This is a genomic window from Rhodovulum strictum (assembly GCF_009649175.1).
Lineage (GTDB): Bacteria > Pseudomonadota > Alphaproteobacteria > Rhodobacterales > Rhodobacteraceae > Rhodovulum > Rhodovulum strictum.
Genome location: NZ_WJPO01000081.1, coordinates 1 through 982, shown reverse-complemented (window position 1 = coordinate 982; position 982 = coordinate 1). Strand labels below are relative to the sequence as shown.

Sequence of the window (982 nt, the reverse complement as noted above, 5' to 3'; positions counted from 1 at the left end):
CGGTCAGGCCAGCGTCAGGGCGGGCGTGCCAGAACGGGGCCACATCGGCCGACAAGGCCCCCAACCAAGGAGACGACAATGACCCGCAGCCTTCTGTTCCCGGCCGCAATCGCCGCGGCGCTTGGCCTGCCCGCGATGGGCATGGCGCAAGCGACCCCCGACCAGCCTGTGCCCATGGCGCAGCCGGTCCAGTGGATGGCGCTTGGCACGCTGGCCGCCCGGCTCGAGGCGCAAGGCTATACCCTGCTGGAGGCCGAGCGCGAGGATGGCCGCTACTGGGAGGTCAAGATGCTGGACCGTTCGGGTGCCCGGCTCAAGGCCCGGTTCGACGGCGCCACCGGCACCCCCATCGGCGACAGCCGCCGGGGGAACGACTGATGCCGGGGCAAAGCGTGCAAGCGGGGGCGCTGATCCGGGTCTGGGATCCGGTGGTGCGCATCGGGCATTGGGTTCTGGTGGCGGGCTTTGCCATCGCCTATCTGACCGAGGGCGAGCCCGAATGGCTGCATAGCTGGGCGGGCTACGCCATCGCGATCACGGTTGCGCTGCGGCTGGCCTGGGGCTTCGTCGGGCCGGAACACGCGCGCTTCGCCGATTTCGTGACCGGCCCCGACCGGGTGATCGCCTATCTCAAGGCGCTGCTGTCGGGCAAGGCCGAACGCCATGTCGGCCACAGCCCGGCAGGCGGCGCGATGACGGTGGCGTTGCTGCTCATGCTGGGCGTGACCGCGTTCTCGGGCATGGCAACGCTGGCCGCCGAGGAGGGCGAAGGCCCGCTGGCCGGGATGGTCGCCCGGGTCGAGTCCGCAGAGCATGATGCGCATGACGGGCATGGCGAGAAGGCGGAAAGCCCGTGGGAGGAGATCCACGAGACCGCCGCGAACCTCTCGCTTTTCCTGATCCTGCTGCATCTGGGCGGCGTCCTGCTTGCCAGCAGCGTGCATCGCGAAAACCTCGCCCGCGCCATGATCACCGGCGACAA

The 982-nt window shown here is 69.9% G+C and carries 2 protein-coding genes; both read left to right on the top strand.

Going from position 1 to position 982, the window contains the following annotated elements; genetic code table 11:
• The first annotated feature begins 78 nt into the window (after positions 1-78).
• Positions 79-378 carry a PepSY domain-containing protein gene (locus tag GH815_RS18710; RefSeq protein WP_153750234.1) on the top strand — a complete coding sequence of 100 codons (300 nt, stop codon included), beginning with the start codon at positions 79-81 and terminating at the stop codon, positions 376-378.
• A partial coding sequence (locus GH815_RS18705) for a cytochrome b/b6 domain-containing protein (RefSeq protein ID WP_153750233.1) occupies positions 378-982 on the top strand: 605 nt, incomplete at its 3' end. The genes GH815_RS18710 and GH815_RS18705, both read left to right, overlap by 1 nt.